Source organism: Geodermatophilus africanus (genome assembly GCF_900107105.1).
Taxonomy (GTDB): domain Bacteria; phylum Actinomycetota; class Actinomycetes; order Mycobacteriales; family Geodermatophilaceae; genus Geodermatophilus; species Geodermatophilus africanus.
This window is the reverse complement of record NZ_FNOT01000020.1, coordinates 25,633-49,935: the sequence shown is the minus strand read 5'-3', so window position 1 is coordinate 49,935 and position 24,303 is coordinate 25,633. Positions and strand designations below refer to the sequence as shown.

The window sequence follows — 24,303 nt, the reverse complement described above, 5'->3', positions numbered from 1 at the left end:
GCAGCCCCTCAGCGAACGAACTTCCCGAGGCTAGGTGGGGCTTCTCGAAGGGTGCAAAGTGCTGCGGGAGGGGGGACCGACCCGCGCACGGACCCCCTTGACCTGGCGAATTGAGCGTTGCGACCACGCAGCATCACTGGGTTGTTTCGGTGTGTGACGTTCACGGGCCGGGACGAGCGAATGGCCTACATTCCGCTGTCGGGCATTCACGCAGAGCAGGCAGGCGAGGTCTCGCGCCGTTGCCGACACGCCCGGATCAGTGACGGAGGTGAGTCGCCGAATGGGAGAAGAGTCACTCTATCGTGCGCCACTGGTTCTCCTCGCCCGTCCCGAGGACGTGCTCCGCGTCGGGGACGAGCACCTCCTGACGCCTCGTGAGCAGCGGCGCGCCGGGGCACTGCGACACCGGGCCGACCGTGACGCCCACGTCGCAGCCCACCTGCTCGTCCGGCACTGCGCCGCGGCGCTGACGGGTGAGCCGGTCGAGTCGCTCGTGCTGGTGCAGGAGTGTGCGGAGTGCGGCTCGACCGAGCACGGCAGGCCCTCGATCGCCGGTCTCCCGGAGCTGCACGTCAGCCTGGCGCACACCCGCGGCGCCGTGGTCGCGGGCGCGGACCGACGGCCGATCGGCGTCGACGTCGAGGGCCTGCGGACGACGGACGTCGACCCCGCCGTCCTGGCCGCCACCCTGACCGCCGCGGAGACGGCCCGGGTCCGGTCGGCGAGCGACCCTCCGTCCGCCTTCCTCCGCCACTGGGTACGCAAGGAGTGCCTGGTGAAGGTGGGCGTGATCACGCTCGACGAGCTGTCCCGCGTGGAGCTCGACCCCACGACAGAGCAGGACGGCGAGGAGGGGCGCACGCACGGCCGGTTCGGTTCCCTGCACCTGGTGGACTGGGTCGACCCGATCCTGGGCGCCGCCGTCGCGGCGGCCGCCCACCGGCCCCCGGTGGTGGGCTCCGCCGACACGTGGGCGGTCCGCTCGACGTGACGGCCGACGGGCCGCGCCCCTCCCCGACCCGGTGGAGTCGTTCCCCCGATGGGTTGGCGGAGGCCCGTGACCTGCGCATCCGTGCGTAGAGTCCGCCTCCCGCCGAGCCCGTCTCCACCCACCGGAGGTCCCCTTGCGCAGGCCCGTGACCGTGCTCGGTGCCCTGGCACTCGTGTTGGCGGGTGCCGGGACGGCGTCTGCCGAGCCCCCGCTCGAGGTGACCGAGCAGATCACCGACCAGGCCGGGGTCCTCGGCACCGGGAAGCCGGCGGCCGAGCGGGCCGTGGCGGACCTGGCGGCCGAGGACGACCTGAACCTGTACGCCGTCTTCGTGTCCTCGTTCGACGACGCCGACCCCGGGGAGTGGGCGCAGGACACCGCACAGCTGTCGGGCCTGGACGAGACCGACGTGCTGCTCGCCGTGGCCGTCGGGGACGCGACCTACGAGTACGGGTACTGGGTCGACGAGGACTTCCCGCTCTCCGAGGTCGACCTCGAGCGCACGGTGACCGGCGAGGTCGACCCCCGGCTCGCCGCGGGCGACCGGTCCGGCGCGGTGAGGGCACTGGCCGTCCAGCTCCAGGACCTGACAGCGGCGGAGGAAGAGGCGGAGCAGCAGGCGGCCCCGTGGCCTGCCTCCACCATTATCCTCGTCATCGGCGGCGTCGCGGTCGTCCTCCTCGCCGCCCACCTGCTCTCCCGTAGGAGGTCCTCGACCACCCGGTCCTGATGGCCGGGGTCACGACTGTCGGCTCGGGCCGGCACCTCGTGGCCCAGGGCCCACAGGAGTTCCACAGGGCGGTCACCGGGAGACGGCAGGCGTCCCGTCCACGCTCGCCCCATGACCTCCTCGACGGTGATCCCCCTTGAGCCGACGCCCGTCGCCGCCGCAGCCCCGCAGTCCTCGACACCCGGCGTCGCTGACCGACCCACCGTTACTGCCGGGGAGCCCGCGGGAGGCCCTGGGGCCATGAGCCTCGCGGCACCGCACGACCCGGCGCTCTGCGCGGGCCGGGGGTGCTCCCGGCACCACCCGAGCGACCACCACATGCGCACCTGGCCGAAGGTGTGGCGGCAGTTCTACGGCTACTCCGACCGGATGTGCTCGCACGGCGTCGGACACCCCGACCCGGACGACGTCGTCCACCTCCAGGCGCTCGGTGAAGCCTGGACTGAGCACGCGTGCGACGGGTGCTGCATCGCGCCCCTGAGCACCAGCGCCTGACGGCCGCCAGCATCCCGGGCGGGAGGACGGCGGCCGTCAGCCGGAGACGCGGTCGGGCACGGCGTCGGGCACGGCGAGGGACGCGGCGTCCTCCTCGCGGCGCAGCACCCACGACGCGGGCAGCACCAGGCGCGGCGCGACACCGACGAGGACGGCGACCAGGACGGCGACGCCGGCCAGCGCCTCCCCGGACTCCTCGAGGTAGGTCGCGGTCACCGCCCACTGCCCGGCCGCCAGGGCGGAGACGGTCGAGAGGCCCACGGACGCTCCGCCGTACGCCGCCAGGGAGGTGAGCACGCGTCGGCGGTCGCGGCGCTCGTCGCGGCTGACGAAGGCCAGCACGGCGAGCACGGTGCAGACGAGTGCGATGCTCGCGACGACGGCGCCGGCGTCGCCGACGGCCTCCGAGAGCGCGGTCATCGCGTCGACGTGGACGGTGCCGCCGATCTTGACGACGGCGATGCCCGCGCAGACCAGGCCGACCGCGAGCCACCAGGTGCGCCGTCCCGGCACACGGAGCGCCCCGGCGACCGCGGCGACCGCCGCCGCCGCGAACAGTGCGGCGACGTAGGTACGGGGTGCGGAGAAGGGGGCGTCCATGGAGAGGGCGCGGGCCACCGGGCCGGTGGCCGCGGTCAGCCGGCCGATGAAGCCGGCGGTCTCGAGCAACACCGCGGTCGCGGCCAGGCCGACGGCGACGGGCGGCAGCGGGATGCGCCGGCGCGGCGTGCGCAGCCGCAGCTCGACAGAGGGGTCAGCGGCGGTCAGCGGGTCGGCGGCCCGGACATCGGCCATGCGGATGCCGCTGCCGATGACCACGGCCACCCCGAAGGCGAGCAGCACCCAGAGGACCAATCCCCCGACGATCCAGATCCACACGGACCCGTCATCGGCAGGCCGGCCGTCCGACGTGACCGTGCATCGGACCGGTCACCCGAACGGGCGGGTCAGCGGCGCGCGCTGACGCCGGGCTGGAACTCGGCGGGGAGGTCCGCGGTGGTCAAGGCCCGCGCCGCACGCGCCCGGGTGTCGGCCAGGCGGATGCCCCGGCCGAGGACGACGGCGACCCCGAGGGCCACGAGCACCCACAGGACCAGTACGCCGATCACCAACGTCTCCATGCGTCCGACATCGGCAGCCGTCATGCCCACCGTGACCGTCCGACCGAACACGAGGACGGCAGGACCTCGCTCGTGCTCGAGGCGCACGCCGGCGCCATCGACGCGGCGACGACAGCAGGTACAGCGTCACCACGAGGCCACGGAGGGTGGTCCCACGTCGGCCCCGGACCGCCGCACCTGCGGCTTCCGCCGACCGTCGGGGACAACGGGTGCACACGCGCGGGGACTCGGGCACCGTGGGGTCCGACTCGCGGGCACCCCGGGGCTGCAACAGCGACCGGACGACCCGCCGTGCGCAGACACCGCACCCGTCCGGGATCCACCCAGTTCTCACTCGGAGGTCACGTGTGCGTAGGGCCCTGATCGTCACCGGCGCCGTGGCGGTCGCTCTCTCGACCGCCGGGCCGGCGTGGGCCGAGCCCCCACTGGAGGTGTTCGAGCCCGTCACCGACCGCGCAGCGGTCCTCGGCGACGGTGGAGTGGCCGCCCGAGAGGCCACGGAGTCCCTGGCCGCGGAGACCGACATCGGCCTCTACACCGTCTTCGTGCCCTCGTTCGACGACATGGCGGCGGACGACTGGGCGAGCCAGACCGCAGAGCTGTCCGGGCTCGAGGCGTCCGACGTCCTGTTCGCCGTCGCCGTGGGCGAGGGTGGGAGCACCTACGAGTACTCCTGGTGGATCGACGACTCCTCGTCCCTGTCCGAGGTGGACGTCGACGCGGTCATGACCGGCGAGGTCGAGCCGCGGCTGGGCAGCAACGACTGGTCCGGCGCAGTGGTCGCACTGGCCGAGCAGCTCCGGTCCTCGGTCGGGCCGGCGGACGCAGCGGCGCCGGGCTGGTCGACGACCACCACGGTTCTGGTGGTCGCCGCCGTCGCCGTGGTCCTCCTCGTCGGCCACCTGCTCGGCCGCAGGAAGTCCGCCGCGCACCCCGGAGCGCGGTGACGCAAGCCGGTGTCGGGGGATCGTCACCTGCGGCTGCCCGGCCATGTCGACCCACCTGAGCGGCGGGCGTTACCGCGGGAACGCGACCGCTCCGGCAGCCGCGGTCAGCCGGCGCGGCGGCCGAGGGCGCGATAGGTCCAGCCGGCGGCGGTCCAGGCCTCGCGGTCGAGGGCGTTGCGGCCGTCGAGCACCCGCTTCTGCCGCACCACCGCGCCGAACGCCACCGGGTCGAGCTCGCGGTACTGCCGCCATTCGGTGAGCACCAGGACGGCGTCGGCGCGCTCGGCGGCCTCCTCGGGGGTCTCCGCGTAGTCGAGCTGGGGCCACTGCCGGCGGGAGTTCTCGATCGCGGCGGGGTCGGTGACGGTCACGACAGCGCCCTGCAACTGCAGCTGGGCGGCGACGTTGAGGGCCGGGCTGTCGCGGATGTCGTCGCTGTCGGGCTTGAAGGCGGCACCCAGGACGGCGATGTGCTTGCCGAGCAGCGAGCCGTCGCAGACCTCCCGGGCGAGTTCGACCATCCGGATGCGGCGGCGCATGTTGATGTTGTCGACCTCGCGCAGGAACGTCAGCGCCTGGTCGGCGCCCAGCTCGCCGGCCCGGGCCATGAAGGCCCGGATGTCCTTGGGCAGGCAGCCGCCACCGAACCCGAGTCCGGCGTTGAGGAACTTGCGGCCGATGCGGTCGTCGTAGCCGATCGCGTCGGCCAGCTGCTTGACGTCGGCGCCGGTGGCCTCGCACAGCTCGGCCATCGCGTTGATGAAACTGATCTTCGTGGCCAGGAACGAGTTGGCCGCGGTCTTCACCATCTCGGCGGTGGCGTAGTCGGTGACGACCTTGGGGGTCCGACGGGCGACGATGTCGGCGTAGACCTCGTCGAGCATCCGCTCCGCGACCTCGCGGTCCTGATCGGCGGGCAGGCCGTAGACGAGGCGGTCGGGGTGCAAGGTGTCCTGGACGGCGAAGCCCTCGCGCAGGAACTCGGGGTTCCACGCCAGCATCGCACCGGGCACCTTCTTCCCCACCAGCTCTGCCAGGCGCCCCGCCGTCCCGACCGGCACGGTGGACTTGCCGACCACGAGCTCACCCGAGGCCAGCACTCCCAGCAGCGACTCCACGGCCGCCTCGACGTAGCGCATGTCGGCGGCGTACTCACCGCGCTTCTGCGGCGTCCCGACGCAGACGAAGTACACCTGCGCGCCGGCGGCGTCGTGGACGTCGGTGCTGAAGCTCAGTCGGCCCGATGCCAGCGAGTGCTGGAGCAGCTCGCCGAAGTCCGGCTCGTAGAACGGGGCGCGGCCCTTGCACAGTGCGGCGATCTTCCGCTGGTCGACATCGACGCCGACCACCTCGTGGCCCAGCTCGGCCATCGACGCCGCGTGGACGGCGCCGAGATACCCGCAGCCGATGACCGAGATCCGCATGACCTTCGTGCCTTCCCTCTCCGACCCCCTCAACACTTAAGAGCTGAAGTGCACCACGACGAGTGGCGCAGCGCTCAATGGACCGTTCATGGGGCGGGACGAATCGCGCCGCAGCGGCAGGCATAGAGGCTGGAGCCGCTGAAGGCATCGTTCCCCACCCAGCGGAAGCGGTGCCAGTGCGCACGTCCGGCCGACGACAAGGCCGCCGCGCCGCGACCCGATCGGATACGACGGACGACCGAGCGCGCGAGCACGTCGAGCAGTCTGCCGGATCCGCTCACCGGTTGGCAGTCTGAGGCACCAGTCCGTCAGGGACACCACGGCAGCCACCATCTCCCCGCACTCTGGGCTCCCGCACGTCCGCATACCCGCGCTTTACTCCGCATCAGGCTTGCGACGGACGAGGGGGCGCAGGTGGGCTGGGTATGGACAGCCGTGTCGGTCTGGGTGCTGCTCGCCGTCCCCGCCGCCGTCCTCCTGGGTCGGAGTATCCGCAGCGCCGATCACCGGGAACTCGGGACGCCGGCGCCCGACACCCTCGTCGCCCCGGCGCAGGTTCTTCGAGCAGGACGTGACCTCCATTTCAGGAGTAGCAGCCGGCTGACGAGCCTGTCGCCGTCCGCACATTCGGTGGGATCGCCTGGTGTACAGAGGCCCACGTGAGCCATGCCGAGACGGCGCCGCGGCACCGCCGGCTGCTCCGGGCACTCATCAGCACTGTCGCGCTTGGCCTGGTGCTCGAACTGGTAGCCGGCGGGACGCCCGGCTCCCGGCCAACCGGCAGCACGCGCGCCTGATCTCGATCCCGCGCGACCCGTGAGTCGACATCTCCGGCCGCGGCATGGACGAGGTCGACGCGGCCTAGCCTACGGAGGCCTACGCTGCTCATCCAGACCGTCGAGCAGCTCACCGACGTCCGTACTGACCACTACGTCGCCATCGAGGTTGATGGCTCATCCAGGTCACCGACGACCTGGCGGCATGGACGTCGTCGCCACGAAGGCCGCCAGTACCGGGCCGTACATATCCCTCGCCCCTATTAGCCACCTGAAGGGTGACCAGTCGCGCTGGATACCTCAGGCGGTTCTATGGCGAACCCGGTGGAGACTCGGACCGGGTGCGTCGGCAGCAGCAGTGCCTGCAGGAGATGTGGGCCACGTTGTTCAGCCCCGACATCTTCACCGACCAGGACTGCCGGACGCCGCGCTCCTGGCAGTCACCAGCGCCGTCGCGGTCGACGAGCGGCTTGTCGACGGCGCTTGAAAACTGACCCCCTGGCGGCAGCGCAAAGTTGACCCCCTCCCGAGACCCTGGCTCGAGCCGAGCCGGGGAGTGAGCGGGTGCTGGCAGTGGAGGACTGGGCGGAGATCCGGCGGTTGCACCGGTCGGAGCGGATGCCGATCAAGGTGATCGCGCGGGTCATGGGGCTCTCGAAGAACACGGTGAAGGCGGCGTTGCGCAGCGACGGGCCGCCGAAGCAGGAGCGGCCGCCCAGGGGCTCGGTCGTCGATGACGTCGAGCCACGGGTTCGGGAACTGCTGCAGGCGGTGCCGACGATGCCTGCCACGGTGATCGCCGAGCGGATCGGCTGGAACCGGTCGATCCGGGTGCTGCGAGACCGGGTGGCCGAGCTGCGCCCGGTCTACCTGCCGCCCGATCCAGCGTCGCGCACCGCCTATGTGGCCGGCGAGATCGCCCAGTTCGACCTGTGGTTTCCCGCGATCACGCTGCCGGTCGGCTGCGGGCAGACCCGCACCTCGAAGCAGCTGCCGGTGCTGACCATGGTCTGCGGCTACTCCCGCTGGGCGGCCGCGGTGCTGATCCCGTCGCGCACCGCGGAGGACCTGCTCGCCGGCTGGTGGCAGCTGCTCGCCGCCCTCGGGGCGGTGCCGCGGGTGCTGGTCTGGGACGGGGAGGGCGCGGTCGGCCGCTGGCGGAGTGGCCGCTCGGAGCTCACCGCCGAGTGCCAGGCCTTCCGCGGCACCCTGGCCACGAAGGTGCTCATCTGCCGGCCGGCCGATCCCGAGGCCAAGGGCCTGGTCGAGCGACTGCACGACTACCTCGAGCGCTCCTTCCTGCCCGGACGAACGTTCACCGGACCGGCCGACTTCAACACCCAGCTCGCCGCCTGGATCGGGCTGGTGAACACCCGCCCCCGGCGGGCGCTGGGCTGCGCGCCGACCGACCGGATCACCGCCGACCGGGAGCGGATGCTGCCGCTGCCACCAGTCGCCCCGGTCACCGGCTGGCGCACCAGCACGCGGCTGGCCCGCGACCACTACGTCCGCCTCGACGGCAATGACTACTCGGTGCATCCGGGCGTGATCGGCAGCCGGGTCGAGGTGGTCGCCGACCTGGCCCGGGTGCGGGTGCTCTGCGACGGCCGGCCGGTGGCCGACCACCAGCGGATCTGGGCCCGCCACCAGACGATCTCCGCCGGCGAGCACGTCGCCGCCGCGCGGGCGCTGCGCGCCCAGCGGGTCGGGCTGCTCCGCCCGGCCCCCTCCACCGAGGTGGAGATCCGGGCGCTCAGCGACTACGACGCCGCCCTCGGCCTCACCGACGGAGGCGTGGCATGACCGGCAAGACCGGCAGCCAAGACCAGGCCGCCGAGGTCGCCTTCCTGACCCGGGCGCTGAAGGCACCCACCCTGCGGGAAGCCGTGCCGCGGCTGGCCGAACGGGCCCGGGCCGAGTCCTGGTCCCACGAGGAGTTCCTCATCGCCTGCCTGCAGCGGGAGGTCTCCGCCCGGGAGTCCCACGGCGGCGAGGGCCGCATCCGCGCCGCCCGGTTCCCGGCCCGCAAGAGCCTGGAGGAGTTCGACTTCGACCACGCCCGCGGCCTCAAACGCGAGCTGCTGGCCCACCTGGGCACCCTGGACTTCGTCACCGCGAAGGAGAACGTGCTGCTGCTCGGCCCGCCCGGCACCGGCAAGACGCACCTGGCCACCGGGCTGGCGATCCGCGCCTGCCAGGCCGGGCACCGAGTGTTGTTCGCCACCGCCGCCGAGTGGGTCACCCGGCTGGCCGAGGCCCACCACACCGGCCGGCTCCAAGACGAGCTGCGCCGCCTGGGCCGCTATCCGCTGCTGGTCATCGACGAAGTCGGCTACATCCCCTTCGAACCCGAAGCCGCGAACCTGTTCTTCCAGCTGGTCAGCAGCCGCTACGAGCGGGCCTCGTTGATCGTCACCAGCAACAAACCCTTCGGCCGCTGGGGCGAGGTCTTCGGCGACGACATCGTCGCCGCCGCCATGATCGACCGCCTCGTCCACCACGCCGAAGTCATCTCCCTCAGCGGCGACAGCTACCGACTCAGAAACCGAGACCTCGGCCGCGTTCCCGCGGCCGCCACCGACGAGGCATGACCAACGAGGAGGTCAATTTTCACCTGCCGCCAGGGGGTCAGACTTCGCCCGCCGTTGACACGGCTGGGCACCACCGAGATGCAGTCGCCGTCCTACTCGCTGCGCGGGCTGCCGCCGGACACCATGGACTTCTCACCGGTCCTGGGCATAGGCGCCAAAGCGGGCGTCGTCTGCCGGGACGACGCCGTCGAGCGATCGCTGGGCTACGTGCAGGCGGACTCTTGCCGCAGAGCGCCAAGCAGTGCAGCCCTGGGCGCCGCCCGACGTACCCACTTGACCGGCGCTCGTGCTGATCAGCGACCCGTGACGCCACAGTGGCCCCGGACGTCTCCCTCTCGCGGCCCGCTTCCCGCAGGGATCGCACGTCCCGCCGCAGGTCCCTCGTGATGTTCCTGCTCGGGTTCACGTGGCTGGCCCTCAACAGCTGGGTGGCCGAGCACGGCACCCTGCTCAACGCCGCGGCGCTGTGCGCGACGTAGCCGGTCGCCGGCCCCGACTGTCCCCTGAACAGCAGAGGACGACAAGGCGCTCGGCCGCCTGTCGTCCCCGGCGCTCGAGGGAGCGGTCTCTCAGTAGGCCCCGGACCCTCGCAGCACGGCGCCGACGGTCTTCCACAGGATCATGAAATCGAAGGTCAGCGACCAGTTCTCCACGTAGCGGACGTCGATGCGCACCGAGTCGTCCCACGAGAGGTCCGACCGGCCGCTCACCTGCCACAGGCCCGTCAGGCCCGGCTTGACGAGGAAGCGCCGGTGCATGTCGTAGCCATAGCGCTCGACCTCACTCCGCAGGGGTGGCCGAGGACCGACCAGGGACATGTTCCCGCGGACGACGTTGATGAGCTGCGGAAGCTCATCAAGCGAGTAGCGGCGCAGGACCCTGCCGACGTGCGTGACCCGGGGGTCGGCCTTCTTCTTGAAGAGGACGCCGTTGCCGTCGCTCTCATCGGCCAGGTCGTCGGCCATTCGGTCGGCGCCGACCACCATGCTGCGGAACTTGAGCATTGAGAACGTCCGGCCGTCGCGGCCGACTCGCTCCTGCCGGAAGAGAACCGGGCCGCTGCTGGTGACCTTGACGGCCGCGGCGAGGCCCAGCAACACCGGCAACAGGAAGACGATGCCCAGGGCCGCGCTGGTGCGGTCAAAGGCTTCCTTGGTAAGCCGGCGAACGCCGGTCAGCTCAGGGCGCTCCATGTGCAGCAGCGGCAGCCCCGCGACCGGGCGGATGCGTACCCGCGGGCCAGCGACCTCGGTGACTGCAGGGGCCAGCAGGAGTTCCGCGTCGGTGTCCTCCAGATCCCAACCGAGCCGACGCAGGGCGGACCCGTCGAGCTCGGGGCACGGCAGGACAGCGACCGTATCGACCTCGTACCGCCGGACGACGGTTGCGACTTCATCGAGGCCACCCAGCACCGGCAGGCCATTGAAGGCGTCGGTGCGTGCGTCCGTCCCGGTGGGCAGACAACAGCCGATCACCTTGAGGCCGTGGTAGGCCTCCCGGTCGATCTGCTCATCAAGCGCGGCCACAGCGTTGCGGTGCCCCACCAGGAGCGTCGTCTGCTTGTAACGACCACGTCCGCGCTGACCGTGCAGCCATTTGCGGTGAGCGAAACGCAGGCCCAGCGTCAGGACGGTCGCTAAGGGGAGGGCGGCGACGACGAACCCTCGGGCGACGTCGAGGTCAAGCGCCCAGGAGACCGTGCCAACCGCAGCGAGCAGCATGACGGCAGCATCGAAGACTCGCCGGAACTCGTCCGGGCCGACCCAGAGGAATCGCTGCTCATACGTGCGACCGATCAGCATGGCAACTACCCAGACAACGGGCAGCAGCGACGCCAACCAGATGGATGCATGAGTCGCTTGGGCCTGATCGGCGCCGAAGCGGATCAAGTATCCAACGGCGCCTGCGATCACGGCGGAAAGTGCGTCGATGAGCAGAGTCCGCTGGACGTAGGCGTCCCGCCAAGCCCGCCTGGCGGCTGTTCCCTCACCGCGGAGGCGTCCAGCGAACAGAGACCAGCCGCCAGCAGTCGACCGCTGATCGTTACGGACGGACCCGTCACGGACGTGAAGCGTCGACATGTTGCCCCCCGTGCAGCGCTTGGATTCGCGAGTCGCCGGCGCCTTGACTTGGGCACCGCCACGCCGCTAAGCACCCGGAAGATACCTGTTGCACCCAATAATAGGGAGGGGCATGTAGTGGAGGTCACAGCGGGAGGGTTGCACTTGGCTGCAGTGACGGATGCCCCGTGACCACTGCCTTCCGCCTCGCCACATGCTGCTCTACCTCGGCATCTGCCGAAGCGACACGCCTCATGTCCGCCGTTGCGTTGGTTCCGCCCACGCGACGGTCGTCCTGCACCGTCCTCAAGCTGCGGCCCCGGCCTGACAGATGGCGCTCCACTGGGCTTCCTGACCTCCGGGACGGAGTGTCCTGGGCCAAGGAGGAATCTGACACGGAACGCAGTCGGCTCGAATGAGTGATAGATGCAGCGCTCCCCCGACACCCTTGCCAGAATGAGGTCGTGATCGTCTTCTGCGCGGGCACCTCGTTCGAGGGCATCGCGGGGACCGACGTGCACATGGCACGTCAACTGTCCCGTCACGCGCCCGTGCTGTACGTGGATCCGCCGATGCCGGTCAAGCCGGGACGTCGAGGACTCGTCGACGGCCGACGAGGTCCCGTGTTGCGGCAGGTCAGTGACGGCTTATTCCGCCTGACTCCCAGATCTGTGCCAGGACACACCCGTCGGTTCGTCGACCGGACCACCTCCCGGCTGGTGCGTCGACAGATCGAGGACGCCGTCCGGACACTCGACCGGCCTGTCCATGCAGTGGTCGTCGCCACCCTCGAGGATCTGCTCAAGGTGTGCGACGCGCCGCGCCGGATCTTCTACGGCACCGACGACTACGTCGCCGGCGCCGAGCTCATGGGCCTGCGCCGGTCGGCCCTGATGCGCGCCGAGATGCGTCAGTTGTCCAAGGCCACCGACGTGGTAGCCGTCTCTCCCTGCCTGCGCGACAGGTGGGCAGGTGGGGGGCGCTCCCCCGTTCTGATCACCAACGGGTGCGACGTAGACACGTTCTCATACACGGACACGGCCCCTCGGCCCCGTGACCTCCAGCTGACCGGGCCGATCGCCGGGGTGGTGGGGCACATCAACTCGCGCACCAACATCGACATGCTCGCTGCAGTGGCGGCCTCCGGCATGTCGCTGCTGCTCATCGGCCCGGTGGACCGGCGCTTCGCACCGGACCGAATGCGGAACTTGCTCCAACAGCCCAACGTCCAGACAGTCGGACAGAAGCCGTTCGCCGAGCTCCCGGGCTACCTCGGCGCCATCGACGTCGGCCTCACGCCGTACGCGGACACGCCGTTCAACCGGGCCAGCTTCCCGCTCAAGACGCTCGAATACCTGGCCGCTGGGCGGCCCGTGGTGAGCACCGACCTACCCGCGACCCGCTGGCTGGACACCGACCTCATCACGATGGCGGAGAAGCCCACCTCCTTCGCCGATGCCGTGGTCCACGCGGTCGCCGACGCGCGCGACCCGGCCCTCACCGAGCAACGCCGGAAGTTCGCGGCACAGCACAGCTGGGAGCGCCGGGCCGGGGCCCTCATGCAGTTTCTAGATGACGCGGGGACGACGTGAGCAGCCAGCCCGAGGTGGGCGTCGTCATACCGAGCCACAACCGGCGGGCACTGCTGGCGCGGACACTGCGCGGCGTCCTGGCCCAGCGGGACGTGGCCCTGCAGGTCGTCGTCGTCGACGACGGGTCGGCGGACGACACGAGCGACTACGTCACGGGGTTGGGTGATGCGCGCGTGACACTCGTGCGGCACGAGGTCCCCCGCGGGGTGTCTGCTGCCCGAAACAGCGGTATCGAGCGGTGCTTTGCGCCATGGGTCGCCTTCTCCGACGACGACGACGTGTGGTCCCCGGTCAAGCTGCGGGCTCAGCTGGACGCGCTGGCGGCCCACGGCCGTGCTCGGTGGGCCACCACCGGCTCAGTGCGGGTGTACGGCGAGGACCTGCGAATCCTCTTCGGTGAGCCGGTGCCGCGGACCTCAGAGGTCGCCGACGTCCTGCTCAAGAACAACATCATTCCAGGTGGGGCATCGAGCGTGCTGGCCAGCACGGAACTGGTCCGTGAGGTCGGTGGCTTCGACACGCGGATGTCCAACCTGGCCGACTGGGATATGTGGATCCGCCTGGGCCTGCGCTCGCCGCTCGCCGTGGTCCCGCGACCGCTGGTCGGCTACTACACGCACGTGGGGAGCATGGCCGGCAACGTCGACAGTGCGCTGCAGGACCTGGGCGTCATCCGCGAGAAGCACCGCTCCGCGATTGCGGCCCGGGGCGTCGAGCCGAGCCTCGAGAACCTCCTCTGGTACCTCTCCGCTCTTCAACTGCGGGCCGGCCGGCGGGTGGGCGCGGCCAGGGTGCTGCTCCGGCTCGTGCCGCTGGGACGGCCGGCCGTGCACGCGTTCCGCAACGCGGCAGTCGGGCTGGTCTGGCCCGGACTGCAGCGCTACCGCGACCGCAGGGACGAGCGCGCCTTGAGCCCGGAGTGGCGCTGCGAGGCCGAGGCCTGGCTGACCGCATTCCGTTTCCGGCGCGCGTGTTCCGACGTGACGAACCACAGGTCTCCGTGATTGCCATCCTCCAGGCGTCACGTCAGGCCCCTGTGTCGCTGACAGCGGCGGCCCAGTCCTTGGCCGGCACCAGGCGGCGCCGAGGGCGGCCAGGCGGAGGGGGTTCAACCAGGACGAGCCTCGAATCGCGGCGCGGCGGTCAGCCGTTCGGCGGGCACCGGCTCGCTGACCCACTCCCCCCGTGACGCCGTGGTACGTAGGAGCTCCAAGAGCAGGACGGCAGGACGAACTCCTAGCCGCCGGTGGGGACTCGGGTCCGACAGCAGCACCAGCTGGCTCCGGTAACGCCGCACGGCACGCAGCTTGCTCACGACCCCGCGCCGGCTGCCCTTCACCGGCCCCCAGCGCAGCGGAGGAGTCCACGGATCGACCGCCGGCTGGTCGGCCAGGCGCTCACGCAGCGCGTATGGCTCCTCCACGTAGAGGCGCACCAGCCGATCCGGCGGCAGGGCCCGCAACGCCAGCGTGGTTACCGCAGCATGGTCTGCGTGCCGAAGCGGGAACCCCGGAAGCAGCACCTCGTCAGCGTCCTCCAGGAAAGGCGCCAGCGCGGCGGACGCCTGGTCATCGTCCAGGCGCCGCGGGTACTGCTCGTCGACGTCGAACAGGTGGTGCGTCCGCGCGCCGACGAGCCGGCACGCCTCGACGTCCTCGGCCTGCCGTGTGGTCGCCGCCGCTCCCTCCGTCGCAAAGCCCGCGGCCGCGTCCCACGGACCCGGGGCGGCCACTGACGTCGGGTCCCCGGCCAAGGGAGTGACCACGGTGGCGCTCCCTCCCCCTCGGGTGTGCGCGGCGATGGTGGCGCCGAGCGAGAGGACGGCGTCGTCGCAGTGAGGGCTGACCACGACGAGCCTCCGGCGGAGAGGCGGAGGCGGCCCGCAGGCCAGCTCGCGGACCTCGTGGCGCGCACTTCTCATGCGGTCGACCTGGAGCGCCACCCACGGCCGGGAGACGTGACTGAACGGCTCCGGACGAAATCCGCACAGGGGCGTGGTCCCGGCTCTCCCCTCACGCCCGGCCCCATCCCGCCCTCGCCACTGCCATCTCCCCCTACATCCGTCCGTACACGCCGTCACCGTGCCGATCGAGGCTCCCTCGGCGGACGCGGACGCTTGCGGTATGACGACCACGGTGTGTAGCACCTCTGAGCGCTGGCTACGAGTCGGGCCGCGACGGTCCTCCGGAGGCTCATGACGCACCACCGGAGCCCCGCCACTTGAGCGTTCCTAGGCAGAGCAATCCCCTCACGATGAGTGAGGGCTAAGGGACGTCTCCGGTTAGCATGGTTCCTCCGCACGGTCGAGGACGACCGGTCGACCCACGGAGCCGCTCCTATGACCTCGATGGCCGTGCTGACACCGAGCTATGCGCCAGATTTCGAATTGTGTCGCGATTTGCACCGCTCGGTGCTCCGCCACGCCCCCACCGAGGTCGAGCACCACCTCCTCGTGCCCAAGCGCGACGCAAGACTTTTTGCCCAATTGAAGGGGCCCAGAACACGACTGCACGTCGCCGAGGACTTCCTGCCCAAGACCTTTCTCTCGCCACCTCGACTCAACTACTCGATCAATCTGCGGAGACCGCTTCCGCCGATCAGGGGATGGATACGTCAGCAGATTTTGAAGCTGGCGGCAGCGGCACAGCTCGAGATGGACGTTGTAATCGTCGCCGACTCGGACGTCGAATTTATCAGACCCTTCTCGGCGAAAGTGTTTCGCAAGGACGACGTGGTGCGTTTTTACCGGCGCCCCGAGGCCATCGATGTCACACTGCCACGCCACTTGATCTGGCACGACGTCACCCGTCGACTGCTCGGCCTGCCCGCGGCCACTCCGCCACTGCCGGACTACGTCGCCCCTCTCGTAGCCTGCGACCCGAATCTCGTTTCTAGCATGTTGCGGAAGGTTAGCGAGGTGACACGCGAGCCCTGGACCAGTGCAGTTGGCGCCGAACTGCACTTCTCCGAGTATACATTGTATGGCGTGTACATCGAGGAGGTTGCGGACCCATTAGCCCGCTCCTTCGTCTCCGACGACAGCCTGTGCCATGAATACTGGAACGAGGAGCCGCTCGATCCACAGTCGGCGGAGACCTTCTTGAGCGCGGTGCGCCCCACGGACGTGGCGGTGATGATCTCAGCCAAGTCGCGCACACCGCTCGGTGTACGGAGATCAGCATTGGCTTCGGCGCGCCGGGAACTTGAGTAGCAAACCTGCGTTCTCCCCCCGGACACATCGAGCGAGAGGACATCAACCATTGTCATGCGTGACACTCCCCCCTCTTCCCTAATGAGCAGTGGCGAGAAGATCCATGCTGGGCTGCAGCGAGGAGCAGCTGCGGTCCGCACGAGGCTCCTTCGGTCATCCTTCGCCTCCTTCGGGGCACGAAGTGTGTTCTCTGGGACACTGCGGGTCAGCGGAGCTAGACACGTCAGCATCGGATCACAAGTCTTCATGGGACCCGGCTGCTGGCTTGAGGCCGCACCACGCGAGAGCGGGACCGCCCGGGTGGTCATACACATCGGGGACCGCGTGTCGGTGTCCGGGCTGGCGACCGTGTCGGCGGTCGAGTCAGTGGTAATCGAGGACTCGGTGCTGATCGCGCGCGGCGTCTACATCTCCGACCACTCGCACGGGGTCAACGCGGATCAACCCATCCGCGACCAGGGGATTACGGGTGTCGCGCCGGTCCGAGTCGAACGGGGCGCCTGGCTGGGGCAGAACGCCGTCGTCCTGCCAGGGGTCGTGGTCGGTCACGGAGCTGTCATTGGTGCCAACAGCGTGGTCAGTCGGGACGTGCCGCCCCGATCAGTGGCCGTCGGAGCGCCGGCCCGGATCGTCCGGTCGTTGGACTAACCGTCGCGACAACGCCTCAGACGCGGCGCGCCCGGCGGATCATTATCACCGCGCCGGCCGACAGCGCGAGGCCCAAGACGAGCTGGACTACGACTGTTGCGAGCTCACGCCCGTCGCCGTACAGCAGCGGCGCTCCCGTGACCGCCGCCACCACGGCGCCGAAGGCAAGCGGACGCAGGAGGACGCCCACGCCTGCGAACGGACGCCCACCGGCGACCCTGCCAATCGCGTAGGTCCAGAACAGGGATGAGACGACCGCGGCGAGGCTCACGGCGATCGCAAGGGCTAGCACACCTTCCCGCGCAGCGACGACCGCCGCCACGATGGTTATGACGGCAGTCACCGCGCCGAGTCCTAATTGGAGGCGAGTGCGCCCGCAGGCCTGCAATAGCACCGTGGCGAGGCCTTGGTAGATGAGGAACGGAGCCCCTGCGAGCAGGACGGACAAGGGGCTCGCTGCCCCCAGCCACTGGTTCCCCAGCGCGACGAAGACGATGAACTCTGCGGTGGTGCAGCCGACGGCGATGGCGCCGCAAGACAACAGCATGCAGTCGTGCGTCGTCCGTCGCCATGGGGCGAACTGGGCCGCGATGCTCGGACCCAAGCGGGCGAGGCTCGGGAGCATCACCCGGTGGACCACCGACTGCAGGACCGCGTTGGGCAGCGCGGCGAATTGGGCCGCCCTGCTGTAAAGCCCCACCGAGAACGCGGAGCCGGTCCGCGCCAGGGACAGTCGGTCGACGTTTGACGCGAAGGTCGACAGGAGGCCGTAGCCGACGAGCGGCATCCCGTAGCCCAGCATGTCGCGGATCGAGCCGCGGTCCCAGCGCAGCCGGTTCCGCTGCCGGGCCAGGACGTAGAAGGCGGCCGCTTGGACCACACCAGATAGCGCCGGACCGGCCACGAGGGAGACTGCTCCTGCGCCGGCGAGAGCGAGTCCGAGGCTAACCGCGAAGGCAAGCACCGCCCCGCTCACCTCGACGGTCACGATGGCACCGAAGCGCTGCTGCGCCGCCAGGCTTCCTAGAGGCACCGACCAGGGGCTGGCCGCCACGCCTGCTGCGGCGACGTAGAGCAGGGGGACCAATCCATCCCCGCCGAAGAAGCTGGCGATCTGCGGTGCGGCCAGGACGAGAACTGCGCCTACCAGCAGGGAGGCCAAGAGGTTGAGCGACAGAGCGGACCCGGCGAAGCGGGCCCCAGCCGTCCGAAAGTGCACTATCGAGGTCGAGATGCCAACGTCGGCGACCAGCGTGCTGATTACGACGATGCTCGCTGTCACGGTCGCGAGCCCAAAGTCCGCCGGCGTAAGGACCCTAGCGAGAATAACGACGTTGGCCAGTTGGGCGACCTGGACTAGCGCCCGCCCCAACGCCGTCCAAGCGAAACCGCGACGCATCGTCGCCCCGGTCCTGCCACGAGGACTGGAGACCCCGGACAGGCCGTCCTGGCGCCGCTCGTGGTCGGTCAACGGTTGATCCGACCCTCCGAAGGCTGGCGGCGGGCACGGACGGCGTCCCGCAGGAGTGGGACGAGGACGGGCATGTCCTCGACGAGATAGCGGCGACCGAGCCTGCCGGGGTCGGTTCCGAGACGGAAGACCCACTCCAGCCCGGTCCGTTGGAGGGCCGCTGGCGCTCGGCGCACCATTCCCGCTGCAAACTCCAGCGAGGCTCCACAACCGATGATGGTGCTCGAGGGGTCGAGGTCGCGGACGGCGACCCCCAGATGGTCCTGCTTGGGGAAGCCGTAGGCCGCGAACACGACGTCGGGACGATCGGCAAGGATCGACCCGGCGGCCTCTCGGAAGCAGGGATCCGCCGGGTCGCGGGCTAGCCGGAAGGCACTGGTCGACAGGCGCCCCGAGCACCTCCCTTCAGGAATCACCGCCGCCGCAGCCCCCTCGGCCGCGCCCGGCGGACCGCCCGTGTAGTGAACGTGGAGTCCCGCGGACAGGGCGGCGCGCGTGAGGATAGGTAGCAGGTCGGCTCCGGTCACGCGACCGGGGACGGGACGACCGGCGAGTGCAGCTCCCCAAACCAGCGGCATGCCGTCCGCCAGCAAGAGCGTGTAAGAGGACCGCAGCTTCTGTGCGTGGGGGGCCGTCAGGTAGGCGAGGTGCCGGTAGATGTCGAGGTTGAGCGTGAGGACGTGGTGCCCGACGCCCTGACGGGACGCGGCTATGAGCATCTCGACCACCTGCTCGGGGGTGAGCGGCGACAACCCTGGGGTCCACGGCCATGGGTCCTGTCGGCGCACGTCGGTCCGCTCCGTCGCTGTCCTGGGTCTCCTGGGTGCCGCGTCCCGGTCGGGCGCGAGCGAGGCCGCAGGCTATCAGCGTGGACGGCTCGTCACCCATCGTCACCGGTTTTCGGTGGCCCCGCCCGTCGAGGGATGTGTCGTGAGGTCAGGCAGCGGGTCGTTTGCGGTATGTGGTCCACTGCCATCGGCAACGCCGGCCGGATCGGAGAGGATGGCGGCATGGCAGCGGCTGAGGATCCGTCCTACGTATGCTTCTCGGCGCAGGATTGGTGGTACCACAACACTGCACACTCGGACTTCCAGTTGATGCGTGCAATTGCGGCGAAGCGCCGGGTCCTCGTCGTCAACAGCATCGGGATGCGCATGCCTACTCCCGGCAGGAGTACCCACTCACTACGCAGAATCGGCCGTAAGCTGCGCAGCGTCGCGAAGTTCGTTCGTCGGCCGCTGGCCGAGCTGCCACTTTTTCACGTCATGTCACCGCTACCGCTACCGTTCTATGGGTCCCCTCTGATGCGCCGGGTGAATGCCACCCTCGTGCGGCTGCAGGTTCGCCTCGTGTGCCTCCTGCTGGGCATTACAGCTCCGCCGGTTGTCGTCGTGACGCTGCCGACCGCTTGGGACGTCGTCCGTCCCTTGCGCCGGCGGTCACTCGTGTACAACAGGTCCGACCGGCACTCTGAGTACCCGGAGGGCGACAGAGCGACGCTTGAGCACCTCGAGCAGTCTCTATTGCGCGCAGCCGACCATGTCGTCTACGTGAGCCGGGCGCTCATGGCGGAGGAGCGGTCGCTCACCGGCGACCGCGCGTACTTCATGGACCACGGGGTTGACGTCGACCACTTCGTGACCCATCCGGAAGAAGAGCTACCTGAGGACGCTCGGAACATCCCGCGCCCGCGCGTCGGATTCTTCGGCGCTTTAGACGACTTCGTCGTGGATTTTGGGCTCCTAGAGGCCGTCGCGACAGGCCTCCCCGAGGCCTCACTGATTCTAATCGGCGACTCCACGCACCCCATGGAGACCCTGCTGAGTCACGGCAACGTGCACTGGCTGGGGCACCGTCCGTACGCGGACATCCCCCGCTACGGCTCGTCGTTCGACGTGGCGATCATGCCCTGGCTGGACAGCCCATGGATTTGGTCGTCGAACCCGATCAAGCTCAAGGAGTACCTCGCGCTGGAGCTGCCCGTGGTCAGCACGGACTTCGCTGAGTTGGCGAGTTATACCGACCGGGTTCGCGTCGCCAAGGGCGCAGACGAGTTCGTCGCGGCGATCCGGCAGACGCTGTCGGATGGAGGGCTCAGCACACCGGCCGAGCGCCGCGCCTCGGTACTGTCCTACTCGTGGGGGTCGCGGGGCGACGTGCTCGTTAGCCTGGCAGAGCGGGGCCACGCCTGGGCCAACCAGACGCCGCAGCACCTACCGAGCTGATGAGCGGGTCTGCGCCGATGCCCTCCCTGCCCGAGGAGATGCGCACGTGACGGAGCAGGGACTGGGCACCACTCCTGACAGGCGGGACCGGTCACGGCGTCCGAGCCGCCGGGCTTTGCGGCTAGTCGTCCCAGTTGTTCTGGTCACGGCGGCGGTCGCGGCCGGCGCTGTTGCGGTCCTCCGCGACCACCGCGAGGAGTACCTCCTCGACGTGCAGGAGGTGGACGGCGGGCCGGCCTACTACGACCGGTTTTCCCCTTCGCTGCCCTCCGACCCATCCCAATTCCCCATCGGGGTGTGGCTCGAGAGTGTCACGTCCGAGGCAGACATCCGGCAGGACGCCGCCGCCGGGATCAACCTCTACGTCGGACTCACGGAGGACAGCGATCTGTCACTGATCCGTGACGCCGGGATGATGGTGATCCACGACCTCGAGGGGAAGGTGGGCGAGGAGACGGTGGGCTGGCTCGTTTCGGACGAGGCCGACATGTGGGGCGGACCGGGAGAAGACGAGTGGACCGGTCGCCGCCCCGGGGACGGTGACATCTGCACGCCGGCGGGCGGGAGGTGTGGGTACACAGTTCAGACGACCCGCCTCGAGGGCCTGCCCAACGACAACCGCCTCAGGTACAGCAACTACGGCAAGGGCGTGGCCTTCTGGGAGACCGACGAGGAGGCAGCCCGGTTTGTCAACAACTTTCAGGACGTTGTCTCCGTGGACGTCTACTGGTACACCGACGAGAGCGTCTGCGGCCTCGGCGAGGGAGGCAACTTCTTCGGCACCGAGGCCCCGATTGCACCTGCCCAGTGCCATCGGGCCGCGAACTACGGATTGACCGTCGACCGCGTGCGAGCCTTGGTCGACCCGCCCGGCAGTCGGCCCGTGTGGGCCTTCGTCGAGGTGGGTCACCCGTTCCCCGACGACAGCTTTCCAACAATTACGCCGGAGCAGGTCCGAGCGGCCGTCTGGAGCAGCCTCATCCACGGCGCCCGCGGCATCGTGTACTTCAACCATAGCTTCGGGGGGCCGTGCCCTACACAGCATGCGCTGCGAGACCCCTGCTACACCGACGTTCGCGAGGAGGTTACCCGCGTCAACCAACAGGTGGCGGACCTGGCGCCGGTGCTCAATTCACCGTCCGTGCAGGACTTCGTCCGGGTGGACGGCGACGTCGACACCCTCGTGAAGCTGCACGAGGGTAGCCTGTACGTGCTGGCGGCCTCGCGCGAGCAAGGATTGGCGGAGGTCCGCTTCTCGATGCCCTGCGCTGAGGACTCGCCGACCGTCACCGTTCTGGGCGAGTCCCGCACGGTCCCGGTGAACGGGGGAAGATTCACCGACTCGTTTGGCGACGAGACGGCGGTTCACCTCTACCGAGTCGATGGGGAGCCATCGTGCCGGTTCTCAACGAGTTGAGCACGATCTTGGCGCACCGCCTCTCAGACTTGGGGTCGTCGCTTCCCCCGCGGGGGAGGAACGACCCTACGGAGATGTGAGGTGAACTCGCTCGTCGTACGGTGTTGGGAGCCTGCTGGGGCGCGACCCTGGGGACCGCCTTTGACGTCTCGGGGGTATCGGATGGAGCGTTGTTGGACCGATGGCAGACCTCGCACCGGCCGGGACGGCACGGGCCCCCAGCGCTGTGGAGTGCGCAATCGTCGTCGTCACCTACAACAGCGCAGACGACCTTGACGCTCTGCTGACGTCGCTGCCGGAGGCTGCCGGCGAGGTCTCAACGCACGTCACCGTGGTGGACAACGACTCCCGTGATCACATCGGGGAAGTGGTGCCCCGACATCCAGACGTCCGGCTGATTAGAGCCGCGGGGAACCTGGGCTACTCCGGCGGGATTAACCTGGCCGCGCCTCACCTACCGCGGAGTTCGTGGTTGTTGGTCCTCAATCCCGACCTGGTCCTGGGGTTCCGAGCCATCGAACGACTTGTCGCGACCGCCACACGTACGAGCGCCGGAGCGGTCGTCCCCCGCATCGAGGACCCCCATGGCGGTCCGGCCCACTCACTACGGCGTGAGCCTAGCGTCCTGCGTGCGCTGGGGGAGGCTCTCCTAGGGGACCAGTTGGCCGGCCGTCCGCCCTGGTTCGCCGAGATCGTCCGGGACCCGGCCGCATACGAGATCCAGCATGACGTCGAGTGGGCCACCGGTGCCGCAGTCCTGCTGTCCCGGGACGCGGCAGCGGCCGTCGGCGACTGGGATGAGTCCTTCTTCCTGTACTCGGAGGAGACCGACTACTTCCGTCGGCTGCGGGAGCAGGGACACCGGGTCGTGTACGACCCCGACGTCGTCGTGAGGCACCGCGGGGGTGGGTCCGGCAACTCTCCGGCGCTCGTCGCGCTACTCAACGTCAACCGTGTCCGCTACTTTCGCAAGTGGCACGGATGGACCACGACGGCCCTGTTCTGGATCACGGCCGTCCTGCACTCGCTGCTCCGGGTTACCCGCCCCGAGGAGCGCGCCTCACTAGTGGCACTCCTCTCACCGGCGCGCCGGAGGCGCCTCCCGGGCGGCGCAAGGGGTGCGCTTCCGCGGACACCTGCGGAGTCCAGATGAGTGGCGGAGGACGACACCGCGCGCCGGAGTCAGCCCTTCCGGTCGACCGGGCACCGGCGGGACCTGCTTGGGAGAGGCCCCCCATGGGGAGAGCTGCGGCGAGCCTGTCCAGTTCGGGCCTACAACAGCTCGATCGATCCGCTGCAGGTCCAAGCACGCAGGCCGTAGGAGCTCTTGTCAGTTACACCTTGGCTCTGTTCATCTTCCCGTCGGACATGATCATCCGCGCTGTTGGAGGGCAGGGCTACGCAGCTAGCCTGATCGCGTTCCTCCTTCTGGTTCTGTGGCTTTTGGCTGTGCTCTTCAACCGCCATGATCCTTTGACGACACCTCATCCCACCAGAGGCCTACTGGCCTTCCTGGTCGTCACGAGCCTGTTAAGCTACGCATTCTTGCCCTTTCACCGACTCACGGAGACGGAACGCCTGAGCGGTGACCGATGGATGATGCTTCTGGCCGCTACGGCTGGGGTTGCACTGTCGACGGCGGAGCTGCTGCCATCGCTCGAAGCACTAAAGAAAGTTCTGCGTGCGCTCGTGCTCGGAGCCGCGATCTCAGGCGTGGTAGCAGCACTGCAGTGGCTCCTCCGCTTCGACCTCGCAGGAGTCATCCGTGGAGCCATGCCTGGCTTCACGCTGAATAGCGACTACAGCACCTATTCCGCTCGGGGTCTCCTCGACCGTGTCACGGGCACCGCCCTGCACCCCATCGAACTTGGTGTCGTGGCGGGAATGGTGCTACCCATCGCGATCGCCCTGGCGATGCAGCAACAGGACCGGCCCGTCCTCCGCAAGTGGGGTCCCGTCGGGCTCGTGGCGCTTGCGCTACCCGCGTCGGTGTCACGCTCAGCCCTGCTGTCGGCCGTTACTGGCTTCGTTGTCTTCGCGTTCTTCTTGCCCCGCCGGCAGCGAATCACTGCATTTGTGCTCCTGCCAATTGGAGCCCTGGCGCAGTTCATCGTTCGGCCGGGTTACCTCGGCACTCTGGTGGGCTACGTGTCGCAAGGTGGTGACGACCCCTCCGTCGCCACGCGGCTGAACGACTATGAGCTCGTCGAACAGTTGGTGTCGGAGAAGCCCCTTTTGGGCAGTGGTGGCGGAACTTACATCGCCAGCAACGCCTTCGACATCCTGGACAATCAGTATCTCAAGGGTCTCATCGAGCTCGGTCTCCTCGGCGCGACCGGCCTGTTCGCATGGCTACTCCTCCCGGCGCTCTATGCGCTGGCCGCCCGCCGACGGTCGGCAGACCCACGATTGCGGACGATCGCCGCCGCGCTCGCCGGTTCTGCCTCGTCCGGGGCAGTCTGCTCCGCGACATTCGACTCTCTCTCATTCAACATGTATGCAGGGGTGTACGCCTTGGTGGTTGGCGCGATCGGCGCCTGCTGGGTGCTTGCGAGCCGCGAGCAGCCCCTACCGCAATCGGCCTCACTGCTACAGAAGGGTTGA

The 24,303-nt window shown here is 69.4% G+C and carries 21 protein-coding genes; 14 read left to right on the top strand and 7 right to left on the bottom strand.

Annotated elements, in window-relative coordinates; genetic code table 11:
- The first annotated feature begins 280 nt into the window (after nt 1–280).
- The 3 genes from BLW63_RS23085 to BLW63_RS23075 all read left to right on the top strand — a co-directional run bounded on the left by BLW63_RS23085 (nt 281) and on the right by BLW63_RS23075 (nt 2,216).
- On the top strand, nt 281–991 hold the full coding sequence (locus tag BLW63_RS23085) for a 4'-phosphopantetheinyl transferase family protein (protein ID WP_211517251.1): 711 nt from the start codon (nt 281–283) through the stop codon (nt 989–991).
- 133 nt (nt 992–1,124) lie between these two features.
- On the top strand, nt 1,125–1,721 hold the full coding sequence (locus BLW63_RS23080; protein WP_091161520.1) for a TPM domain-containing protein: 597 nt from the start codon (nt 1,125–1,127) through the stop codon (nt 1,719–1,721).
- 240 nt (nt 1,722–1,961) lie between these two features.
- Nucleotides 1,962–2,216 (top strand): hypothetical protein, encoded by a 255-nt coding sequence (locus BLW63_RS23075; RefSeq protein WP_091161517.1) that lies wholly within the window; start codon nt 1,962–1,964, stop codon nt 2,214–2,216.
- Between the two features lie 36 nt (nt 2,217–2,252).
- On the opposite strand, the gene BLW63_RS23070 is transcribed toward BLW63_RS23075, so the two are convergent.
- The gene (locus BLW63_RS23070) at nt 2,253–3,095 is read right to left on the bottom strand and encodes a hypothetical protein (RefSeq protein ID WP_091161515.1); all 843 of its coding nucleotides are present in this window, start codon (nt 3,093–3,095) and stop codon (nt 2,253–2,255) included.
- Between the two features lie 68 nt (nt 3,096–3,163).
- A complete protein-coding gene (locus BLW63_RS23065) occupies nt 3,164–3,361 on the bottom strand; it encodes a hypothetical protein (RefSeq protein ID WP_139263757.1) in 198 nt (65 codons plus the stop codon).
- A gap of 323 nt (nt 3,362–3,684) precedes the next feature.
- On the opposite strand from BLW63_RS23065, the gene BLW63_RS23060 reads away from it, so the two are divergent.
- The gene (locus BLW63_RS23060; protein WP_170856934.1) at nt 3,685–4,284 is read left to right on the top strand and encodes a TPM domain-containing protein; all 600 of its coding nucleotides are present in this window, start codon (nt 3,685–3,687) and stop codon (nt 4,282–4,284) included.
- Between the two features lie 104 nt (nt 4,285–4,388).
- Here BLW63_RS23060 and BLW63_RS23055 read toward each other — a convergent pair whose 3' ends face one another.
- Nucleotides 4,389–5,708 (bottom strand): UDP-glucose dehydrogenase family protein, encoded by a 1,320-nt coding sequence (locus tag BLW63_RS23055; RefSeq protein ID WP_091161507.1) that lies wholly within the window; start codon nt 5,706–5,708, stop codon nt 4,389–4,391.
- 1,340 nt (nt 5,709–7,048) lie between these two features.
- Between BLW63_RS23055 and istA the strand changes: the two genes are divergently transcribed.
- Both istA and istB read left to right on the top strand, forming a co-directional pair.
- Nucleotides 7,049–8,287, top strand: a complete 1,239-nt coding sequence (istA, locus tag BLW63_RS23045) for an IS21 family transposase (protein ID WP_091161503.1) — start codon at nt 7,049–7,051, stop codon at nt 8,285–8,287.
- A complete protein-coding gene (istB, locus tag BLW63_RS23040) occupies nt 8,284–9,075 on the top strand; it encodes an IS21-like element helper ATPase IstB (protein ID WP_091161501.1) in 792 nt (263 codons plus the stop codon). The genes istA and istB overlap by 4 nt, the downstream gene beginning before the upstream one ends.
- Nucleotides 9,076–9,644: 569 nt before the next feature.
- Here the strand turns inward: istB and BLW63_RS23035 are convergent.
- Complete coding sequence (locus BLW63_RS23035) at nt 9,645–11,156, bottom strand: sugar transferase (RefSeq protein WP_091161498.1); 1,512 nt, start codon at nt 11,154–11,156, stop codon at nt 9,645–9,647.
- 551 nt (nt 11,157–11,707) lie between these two features.
- Between BLW63_RS23035 and BLW63_RS23030 the strand changes: the two genes are divergently transcribed.
- Both BLW63_RS23030 and BLW63_RS23025 read left to right on the top strand, forming a co-directional pair.
- The gene (locus BLW63_RS23030) at nt 11,708–12,727 is read left to right on the top strand and encodes a glycosyltransferase (protein WP_170856933.1); all 1,020 of its coding nucleotides are present in this window, start codon (nt 11,708–11,710) and stop codon (nt 12,725–12,727) included.
- Nucleotides 12,724–13,731 (top strand): glycosyltransferase family 2 protein, encoded by a 1,008-nt coding sequence (locus BLW63_RS23025; protein WP_091161494.1) that lies wholly within the window; start codon nt 12,724–12,726, stop codon nt 13,729–13,731. The genes BLW63_RS23030 and BLW63_RS23025 overlap by 4 nt, the downstream gene beginning before the upstream one ends.
- 104 nt (nt 13,732–13,835) lie before the next feature.
- Here the strand turns inward: BLW63_RS23025 and BLW63_RS23020 are convergent, their stop codons facing one another.
- Nucleotides 13,836–14,576 (bottom strand): PIG-L deacetylase family protein, encoded by a 741-nt coding sequence (locus BLW63_RS23020; RefSeq protein WP_170856932.1) that lies wholly within the window; start codon nt 14,574–14,576, stop codon nt 13,836–13,838.
- Between the two features lie 498 nt (nt 14,577–15,074).
- Here BLW63_RS23020 and BLW63_RS23015 point away from each other — a divergent pair, with 498 nt between their 5' ends.
- Both BLW63_RS23015 and BLW63_RS27530 read left to right on the top strand, forming a co-directional pair.
- A complete protein-coding gene (locus BLW63_RS23015; protein ID WP_170856931.1) occupies nt 15,075–15,938 on the top strand; it encodes a DUF6492 family protein in 864 nt (287 codons plus the stop codon).
- A 54-nt stretch (nt 15,939–15,992) separates the two neighbouring features.
- Entirely contained in the window at nt 15,993–16,586 is a 594-nt protein-coding gene (locus BLW63_RS27530) for a DapH/DapD/GlmU-related protein (RefSeq protein ID WP_091161487.1), read from the top strand.
- Between the two features lie 16 nt (nt 16,587–16,602).
- Here BLW63_RS27530 and BLW63_RS23005 read toward each other — a convergent pair whose 3' ends face one another.
- The gene (locus tag BLW63_RS23005) at nt 16,603–17,985 is read right to left on the bottom strand and encodes an oligosaccharide flippase family protein (RefSeq protein WP_091161485.1); all 1,383 of its coding nucleotides are present in this window, start codon (nt 17,983–17,985) and stop codon (nt 16,603–16,605) included.
- Nucleotides 17,986–18,053: 68 nt separating this feature from the next.
- Nucleotides 18,054–18,776, bottom strand: a complete 723-nt coding sequence (locus BLW63_RS23000; RefSeq protein WP_244522748.1) for a WecB/TagA/CpsF family glycosyltransferase — start codon at nt 18,774–18,776, stop codon at nt 18,054–18,056.
- 291 nt (nt 18,777–19,067) lie between these two features.
- Between BLW63_RS23000 and BLW63_RS22995 the strand changes: the two genes are divergently transcribed.
- The 4 genes from BLW63_RS22995 to BLW63_RS22980 all read left to right on the top strand — a co-directional run bounded on the left by BLW63_RS22995 (nt 19,068) and on the right by BLW63_RS22980 (nt 24,303).
- Entirely contained in the window at nt 19,068–20,282 is a 1,215-nt protein-coding gene (locus BLW63_RS22995) for a glycosyltransferase (protein ID WP_211517250.1), read from the top strand.
- A gap of 46 nt (nt 20,283–20,328) precedes the next feature.
- Nucleotides 20,329–21,699, top strand: coding sequence for a hypothetical protein (locus BLW63_RS22990; protein ID WP_211517249.1), 1,371 nt, complete (start codon nt 20,329–20,331; stop codon nt 21,697–21,699).
- A gap of 181 nt (nt 21,700–21,880) precedes the next feature.
- Nucleotides 21,881–22,852, top strand: a complete 972-nt coding sequence (locus BLW63_RS22985; RefSeq protein WP_091161477.1) for a glycosyltransferase family 2 protein — start codon at nt 21,881–21,883, stop codon at nt 22,850–22,852.
- 188 nt (nt 22,853–23,040) lie between these two features.
- Nucleotides 23,041–24,303, top strand: a complete 1,263-nt coding sequence (locus BLW63_RS22980) for an O-antigen ligase family protein (RefSeq protein WP_170856929.1) — start codon at nt 23,041–23,043, stop codon at nt 24,301–24,303.